This window comes from Acinetobacter sp. GN11, assembly GCF_054823985.1.
The window spans coordinates 1-9,369 of record NZ_JRVL01000035.1 but is presented as its reverse complement, the minus strand read 5'-3'; the positions used below and the strand labels follow the sequence as shown (position 1 = coordinate 9,369).

The following is a 9,369-nucleotide window of genomic DNA, read 5'->3' as shown; positions in this document are numbered from 1 at the left end:
TCAAAAAAAAGAATTAGTTTAGTACAATTAGTGCATTGTTATAATAAATTCATCTACTTATTAGTTATAACGTAAATAATTGAGGGTTAATTTATGTCAGATTTACAACATAAGCCATCTGCGAGATGGATACGTTATTTGCGTAGTTATGGTCCGACCCCAAATAATGCAGTTATGTTTGATGAGCATGTTACGAGAGCAGCTCGTTTGGCTAAAATTGATCCAATAGAATTACCTATTCCATTACTATCCAATATTTTAGCAGCAGTGCGTGCAGAGGACGGTGGATCTATTATCATTGCAGGAACTGCTGGAGATGGGAAAACCTTTCATTGTCGGGCTTTATGGGAAGCAATTGGAGGAGATCCTACTGAATGGAATGATTCACATGCAGTAATAAAAAGTTTAAAAATTAGTAATGATAAAACCATATATTTTGTAAAAGATTTAAGTGAATTAAATGAAAAAGATGGAAAGTTTGTTATTGAGCTATTAGAGAGATCTGTTTTAGAAAATGACAATAAACACATTTTGGTCATTGCTGCTAATCATGGACAAATTTTAGAACGTTTACGTAAAAGATCGTATAAAGAATTCTCTATCCATCCAATTCGAGAAAATTTAGAGCAAGTTTTTTTACAAACCGGCGAAAGGCTTTCTAGATTACATGTATTTGACTTAAGCCTTAGTACTCATCGTAAGTCATTAACTGATGTACTAGATATATTAATCACCCATCCTGAATGGGAAAAATGTTCAAATTGTTATTTTCAAAGTAGGGATAATGGCTGTCCGATTAGTGAAAATCGTCAGCGATTACTTGGTGTAACATTCGAATCAGAACAATTACGTTCACGTTTATCCGATTTAATTGATATTGCAAGGTTAAATGGCTCACATTTACCTATTCGTGATTTACTAGCCTTATGTGCAAATATTTTGCTTGGTCATGCTGATGTCAAAGATGGATTGATGCGTTGTGATGATATTGAGAAAATGGTAAATGATGGAACATTTTCTAAGGGCAATTTGTATGACAATATTATGGCAAAAAATTTACCTAACCAGAGAGTAGGAGAACGTCCTGTTTTTAAAGCTTTATCTTCTTTTCAAATAGGTGAAGAAACAACCAATGAAATTGATGGGTTATTAATTTATGGTCGCTACGATAGTGAATTATCTCGAATCTATGAAGATCTTATCGAAAATGATAAACAGTATGGTGGTTCAGCTTATTTTAAGAAAGTCCAAGAAGCTTATTTAGAAGGTGATGAATATCAAAAAGAAAATATTAATCATAAGCTTATTCAGTTGTTAGAAAGCCAACGCCGTCGATTGTTCTTTACCATACCTGATAGTAGTTTAGGTAAAAACTATTTTTGGAATTTAAGTGCATACAAATATGCTGCTTATTTTTTAGATCTTATTAAAAATCTCAAAAATAATCAGCCAATTCCTGAGGATATCCGTCAATTAATTACATTGGGTATTAATCGTATTATGACGGGAATTTTAGTGGAAGAAGTAGAAAATATTATAGTTGCAACATCTGGAGGCTTTACAGAATCAAAAGTAAGTGTACTAACTAAAGAAGAAATACCAGCGCGCCCTACGAGAAGAAACACAGAGGGAATGCTGATCAAACTGAATCATAATAATAGACCATTAATTGCTTTCCATATGGAAGATGATAAGGATGGTGTACCTTTTGAATTAACACCAATTAGATTCGAATTTTTGGCGAGAGTTGCCAATGGAATCTTACCTAATAGTTTTTCTAGTGAGTGTTTGGAAGATCTATTAGCTTTAAAGTCAAAACTATTACGAAGAGCTGAGCAAATACAACTCGAGTTTAGTGATAGTTACATAGCTAATAACATTAATGCTTTGTCTTTAAAGTTTGTTAATGATGGATTTAGTCATGGTTCTAAACATATATCAGTGAGATTAGATAAATGAAATTCCTAGAAGATGTTGATTTTGTCGTCGATGAAAAAATTTGGGGACATCGTTTATATGATGAGCAGTTACCTCATTTAATCATATTAGAATTTCTAGGAATATTAGCTTCACATCGAGATGATCCATTAAATGAAGTAGATGATAAAGTAATTTACAAGCCCCAGCGTCAGCTCCGATTACGCGGGGTATTATTTAATAATCCATATATAAATATAATTGCATCTTCTAATAAATCTGACGAAAAAAAATGGCAAGAATGGTTTGAGGAGTATCAAAAAGGTGCATATGCAGAAGAAGATATGACTTATCTGAAAGAGGTCTTTAATTCATTTGATGATTTTGCACGAGTTATTGAATTATTAAGGTCTTCCTCTTTTGAGATAAATAGTAATAAAAGATGGAGTTCAAAATTTGTCTTTCCATTTGGGCCTGATGCTTTATATGAAGATCTGCGAATTGATAAATCTGAAACGAATGACAGACGTTTTTTTGCGCGTACAGGTGAAATTTTGTATTTAATGCTTTGTCGTGCTGAAAATAAGAATGAATTAGGAGCGTTGTTAGTCGAGCGTCTTTTGGAATCTGATTTGTCTCTAAATCGACTAGTAAAAGCTATTCAAGGCGACAGACAAGAGGCAAAACTAGCTAAAGAAATTAGTAGTTTACAATTGCCAATTTTTAAGCATGATCGTTTTGATCAGCTTTGTCGTGATTGGATTCATATCCTAAAGCAGGATATTCCCTCCTATGATGCAATTTCATACTTAATGTTTTCAGCTGGTTTGAACATGTTATTGTATTTTTTAGAGCGTTCGAAAGAGGTATTATCTGAAGAAAAGTCTCTAAGATTAGTCTGTGAAATCATATCTAAAAATCGAACTAAAATAAGAGCAATTTCTGCGGATGACTATCAACATAATCAGAATTTATCTCTACGATCCATTGTTGCAGAAATTAAAAATATTCAGAAACATGAAGAGTGGATATCCGCATCTTCAGAACTTTATCCTGAGTCAGAATATATAAGCTTAATGCAGAAGCAGTTTAAATGGCCAAGTGAAGAAGAAGAAAGCTCAGACTTGTCAGCTGATTCTCTTATTGAAAAGTTAATTGATAAAGCTCAACTTAGACACAAGCAACATGTGGCGAAAGTTCATTCTGCTTGGTCTAAAGCTATTGGCTTAAGTTCTCGTCGTTTATCCAGAAGAATACGTTATGCACCTAATGATCACTTTTTGAAATCGCTTGTTATTACAGTAGTTGATAAACGTATGCCTTTTGATGATTTCTTAGAAGTAATTAAAAACCGATATGGTTTAGTGGTTGGTGAGGCACAAGCTCAAGAGCTTATAACTAGTAATCAAGTAGATCAGGAAGCTTTTAGTAAAAATAGTGAATATTTAGCTGAACGTTTAATAAGTTTAGGTTTAGTTAGACAATTATCTGATGGATGTGCTTTTGTAGAAAACCCATTTAATATTTAAGGAAATGAATATGCAAGAAAATAAAATTATTGGATGGGTGGGGGCTGTATATTTTGAAAATTATCTCCAGCAAATAAAAGCTTCCCAGCTGACAAACGAACCATTAAATATTGAAACTGCATTATTTAGACTAGACCAATTAACGGCAGGTCAAATTTCTACAATTGTAAAAGAAATATTATCGAGACCCTCTTTGGAAAAGTATATTTCTCTTAAAATTCCAAGGGCTTTAATTGGAGATGAGGTATTACCTAATGAAGTATTAATTGATGATAATGCTGCAAGTGTTCGAAATCAGAGTATTGAAAAACAGATATTAATAACAGCAAGCTCTAGAAATGACATTGGGGATACTCTTGCGCATATTACTATTGTAAGTGCAAAAGAGTTAAAGGCAAATAGTGCTGCGTGGGTTCAAGCATGTTGCCGATTAGGGAATTTAGCTCTTACTCCAGATGATGAAAAAACTTTTGCGAAAGCATTAGAAGCACTGATTGACTCTATTGAGATTTCATTGGTACAGATTTCTACTTTTTGTCTTAGTATTATTGAGGCAAACAATGTTCATGGGTTAGCGATAAGACAGGCAATAGGATGGGCTCTACCAAGTATAGGGTTGCCTCGTGATACTTACTTTTTTAGTAATGCTAAAGCATTTTCACACGCTAATCGTCCTTGGAAAAATGCTTTTGATAAATTAGTGACGCATCGATATCCCTTATTAAAATATCAAAAGGCAAATGGGCAACCATTAGATCCTGCAGAAATGGAAAATCGTCTGAATGATAATTTGGAAGATATAAGTGAAGATATTATTCCTGTTTTGCAACGATTTATAAAGGGATCTATTAATGATGTTGACGTTATTCAAGCACTCGCAGAATTAGAGTGGGAACAAGATAAAGTTTATCTTATTTTTGATCGGCCAAAAGAAAAACAAAGTGGTTTAGCTGAAGCTACTTTACAATTTTTCTCAGATATTTGTGATCCAGATGATGCTTTAACTGAAGAGTGGTGCAATCACTTAATTGAGTTAAAAACACGAGAAAAAAGAGGTGAATGGATTGAGGAAGATAAAACTTTCTTCGATCTACATCGTTATTTCTTAGAGCAAGATACAAAATTATTAGCACGTTGGGAAAAAGTCATCTTTGGCCAGGCTATAGAGTGTCAGGACTTTTTAGAGGGATTAGTTTCTGCGACTTATCAATTACTTGCTGGATCAGAGGATTTTAATGGTGAGCGTTACTTAAAAATCTCAGTCAACAAGGGAAGAAAAGCTTGGCTTGATCAGTTTAATCATGATGCAGTGACGTTCTTTTGTGTAATGTACCGTGGTTTGTATAAGGCAATGGGTTCTAGAATTATTTGGGAAATTTCAAATCAAAAAACTCAATTAGCAGATATCTTATTCGATTATGAAACTTTCTTAAATAATCAAAAAGAACGTCTAGGGAAGAAATTTAAATCAATAAAATCTCTATCGCGAACTGCATTGCAAATTAAATTTGAAGTTGCGTTAGTTGAACGTCAATCAAGTAACCAAGAAGTTACTTTAAAGAAGAATCAACTTATATGGAATTACTCATCTAACTCTATTGGGCTTGCTCTTGCTGATGACTTAGGGCGGTTACTTGAGAAAGGTGGGATTGCTTGTACACAAGTCAGTCGAAAAATAGTGAGTAAAAAAGGGGGAGTACAAAGTGTATCTCTTGAGAATGTTGGTAGTCTAGAAGCTACCTTTTCAAATGATCCAGGATCTCTCATTCCATCAGCTAGTAAATTAAAAAGTCAACGTTATCAAATTAAACAATCTCTTGAAGAGTTATTTAAAAATGGGTTTATAAATGACATAGCATATAAAGAGATAAAAGAAAGCTGGGAAAAGTTTGAAAAAGTTTATCCTTTAGCACTTCAGGATTTTAAAAGGTCTGGATTGAATCAGTCTAGCATATTGGAGCAAGCTGATGCATATGCTGAGTTATTAGATGCGCTATTAACGTATGCATGTAATGATGTTAGCCGGGAAAAACTTGTATCTAAGGTGATGTCTATTGGAACAGTTATTGTCTCAGGAGAGCAATCTACTCTAATAATTCCACCTTGGCACCCTGAGCGTTTAAAGTCATTAGCTGTTAAAACTAAACGGACAATTGCATTACTAACCCATTTATTAACAGCTGATAGTATTAAATTTGGTGATAGAAATATTTTCTTTAAAGAGTTTTTTGATGAGCTTAAACATCCTTTCTACCCAGAAGTAGCAATGCTTCAAAAGAAAAATGTTGCGGAGGCAGAGCTAGTCGCAGTTACTAGTACGGTTAATGGTTATAGCCTTCTAGAAACTCCTATAAATTCTGGGCAGACCCTTAGCGATACTTCCCCGCAAATAGCAGCCAAACAAATTAATGAACTTATAGAACGATATATTGGGCTACAGCCTCATAAAATTCGTAATTTAAATATTTTATTGTATAACTCTGATGCGGCAGACTTACCATTAGCAGTAGTTAAAGAACTCTCTAATCTGTATGAAACAGAACAAGACGAAATGAACTGTAATGTCATGGTTCGACATACAGAGCCAAGACATTTAGCTTCTATTTATGCAGAATTAGTGAATAGAGCAGCAGAAGATGAAGATTTACCACTTGTAAGTGAAATATCTGATAATTTTATTTCTAAATTAAGGATAGGGGTCTCTAAATCTGCAGGAGTGGACTGCAATTCTCAGTTAGGATCTAAACCATTTGATATCGCATTTTTACATGATGTTGTAGCAAGGACTGCGATAATAGAATGGATTCCTGCTCCTTGGAGTGAAAATCGTCAATATTTAGAACATGCCCCTTCACGTTGGTCTTATAGGCGTGTAGCAAAAGATGGTGAACTTAAATCAACAAGTTTTCTAACTTGTCCATGGCAGACAGCAACCGGTTGGAGCTATTTGGCTGCTGTAGCTGCTCTAGCGAAAAAAGATGCAATTAATAAAAACGACCGCTTGCTTCCGGCTCGGCAGATTTCATTACAGCACCAACGTCTAGCTGAAATAATGGATGATGCCCATCAGCAAGCAGAATGGGTTGCAACATATGATGAGCTTTTAGATAAAAAACAATTGCAAAATCAAAATATTACAGTGGTTAGATATCGTAGAAATTCAACGAATGGTCGTAATATGATTGTTAGCTCAACTGCTGATTTAAGATTATTAAACGGGCTCACGTATCATCGTTTAGAAGCTCTATCATTATCTTTTAATCAAGCAGAATTGAACGATCTTACTAAACTAATTAAAAAAGATGCTCTATCTATTTCTGGGCAGATTGTATTGCGTGCTGCACGCCGTGGTATATCTGCTGGCGAAATGTTAGGTTTAGTACTGAGTCGGTATTTAATTTCTCATGAGTTTAAACATTTAAATAATAATTGTGACGCACTGAATGTCTTTTTCTTACTAGATGACTATGCGTCTTGGTTATCTCAAAAAGAAAGTCGAATCGCTGATTTACTTGCCCTATCTGTAATTGATTGTGGTGATGAAATTCATTTGCATATTGCAATTGTTGAATCTAAATATGTCTCATATGAAGGTGTTGCGAATGCAAAACGTTCATCAAAAGCACAGTTAATGGCGACATTAACATCTTTTAGGGATGCTTTATTTGGAGACCCGAGCCGATTAGATAGAGACATCTGGTTATCACGTATTTCTGATCTACTTGTTGATGCTGATGTAGGAATTGGTCAAACTGATTTACTTGAACGAGCACGAATAGCGATTCGTGAAGGAACAGTTAATATCTCTTTAAGAGGATATTCTCATGTATTTGTTCACAGTAGTGATGTGTCTACTAATTCACTGTCAGAACAATTAGAGATTGATAGTTCAATTAATTGCCAAGCATGGCAGGAAGTATTTGATCGGAAGGAGCTTCGTGCTCTAGTTGAAGCATATGCTAAACAAGAAGATTCTCTATCTGTTAGATCCATATTAGGTACAACAGAGCCATGGAAAAATATCATTCTTAATAAGCCTGCTCCTCAAGTAAATTGGACATCCCTGGCTGATGAATTATATGATTTTGAACCAAAAGATATATTACCAAATACTTTAGAGGAAGCACGAGTTCCAGAAAAAACTGAACAGATAAAAATAGGGTTTAATGATGTAATTTTAGAAGAGGTTAGTCATTCATCTGTCCAAATATTAGGTGAAACTTCTAATATTAGTGACTCTACTATTGATTCAGTCCAAACAGATATAGCTAAATCTAATTTAGCTAGGTTAATTCATTCTAATAATTTTTTAAAAAATCAGGAGGATGCATCTAGAGAAGAATGGGCAGAAAAAATTACTAAAGATTTAAAAAAAGCCTTAAATGGATGGGGGCTCCAAGTAAATGTGCTAGGAACAAGAATCACTCCAAACGGCTGCCTAATACGTTTAGCTGGTTCTGATCGTTTAAGAGTAGAGGATATTGAAGCTAAGCGAACTCAATTGTTAACTACACATGCGATAAATATTATTACTGTACAACCTAAACCTGGTGAAATTGTTGTAACGATCTCAAGTGAAGTACGACAAGCTGTTTCAATATGGGATTTATGGAAACGCCGTTTAATAAATCGTAATAAAGCGGGGATTAATGTTTCCTTTGTGATAGGGGTGCAAGAACTTAATGGGGAATTACTATATTTAAATTTAGGGGGGGATTTTGCTGGGTTACCTGGGCATGAGCCACATACACTAGTAGCTGGTGCGACAGGAAGTGGTAAATCAGTATTGCTACAAGTTTTACTTCTTGATATAGCTGCTACAAATTCTAGAGATCTAGCTCAGATTATTCTTATTGATCCTAAAATGGGTGTTGATTATTCAGCTTTAGAAGATTTACCCCATATGCGTGAACCAATTATTACAACTAAAGAGCGAGCAAAGGAAGTTCTTGCAAATTTAGTTGATGAAATGGAAAATCGCTATCAATTATTTGCTCAAGCAAGAGCTAAAGATTTAGCAACATATAATTCTAAAGTTGTCGTGAGTGATAGATTACCTATGGTATTTCTAGTTCATGATGAATTTGCTGATTGGATGTTTGATGATGCTTATAAAGTGGACGTAGGTTCGGCTGTTCAGAGATTAGGTGTGAAAGCTCGAGCAGCAGGTATCCACTTAATATTTGCTGCACAAAGACCAGATAAGGATGTTATGCCAATGCAACTACGAGAAAATTTGGGTAATCGTCTAATTTTAAAAGTTGCTAGTGAAGCGACTTCAAAAATTGCTCTTGATCGTTCTGGGGCGGAGAGATTATTAGGTAAAGGACATCTAGCTGCTAAACTAAATGGTGATTTGATATTTGCTCAGGTACCTTTTGTATCAGATGAAGAAATCGAGCAAATTGTTTCTACTATTGAGGAAGAGGTGGAGCAGCAGAGTTTGATTACCTAAAAGTAAAAGATATATGATAAGGAGGTAAGTCCTCCTTATTTTTCAAATAATTGAACTTAATTTCCGCAATACTAAGCTTAAAGATATAGGCCAAAATAAGAAAGTCAAATTATAAAAACAGCCACTGTTGAAATATTTTATGAAAACAATAGATTATTATAATTATTATGCAGATTTTATTTTAAACGAGCCCATCCCCAAGGCCTCCATGTCACAACAGAACTTTAATTTTTTGCGCTGATTTAAAGTCATCTACCATTGCGACACAGAGATAAGGGAGCTAAGCCAAACGCTTAGCCCATGTCTTCTTTATCGCACCGCCGTATTACCCTAAAAAAAGTAGGAGCAAAGTCCTGTGGGAGAGCAGGACTTTGCAAACTGACATGTTTTAGACGTTGCATAAGCTTATGCGAATACACTTGTTCAAGCCGTTGGTAGATACAGTCGCAACTGGCTTGGGTGTGCCCA

General features: G+C 34.7%; 3 protein-coding genes and 1 pseudogene. 3 read left to right on the top strand and 1 reads right to left on the bottom strand.

The features are described from left to right. Nucleotides 1-93 precede the first annotated feature (93 nt). The 3 genes from NL42_RS04290 to NL42_RS04280 are packed head-to-tail and all read left to right on the top strand — an operon-like array spanning nucleotide 94 to nucleotide 8,901. A complete protein-coding gene (locus NL42_RS04290; protein WP_461311883.1) occupies nucleotides 94-1,959 on the top strand; it encodes a DEAD/DEAH box helicase family protein in 1,866 nt (621 codons plus the stop codon). Next, nucleotides 1,956-3,446 carry a hypothetical protein gene (locus NL42_RS04285; RefSeq protein ID WP_461311882.1) on the top strand — a complete coding sequence of 497 codons (1,491 nt, stop codon included), beginning with the start codon at nucleotides 1,956-1,958 and terminating at the stop codon, nucleotides 3,444-3,446. The genes NL42_RS04290 and NL42_RS04285 overlap by 4 nt, the downstream gene beginning before the upstream one ends. A 10-nt stretch (nucleotides 3,447-3,456) precedes the next feature. Further along, a complete protein-coding gene (locus NL42_RS04280; protein ID WP_461311881.1) occupies nucleotides 3,457-8,901 on the top strand; it encodes an FtsK/SpoIIIE domain-containing protein in 5,445 nt (1,814 codons plus the stop codon). 293 nt (nucleotides 8,902-9,194) lie between these two features. Here the strand turns inward: NL42_RS04280 and NL42_RS04275 are convergent. Further along, nucleotides 9,195-9,369, bottom strand: a pseudogene (locus tag NL42_RS04275) (hypothetical protein); the annotation flags it as partial.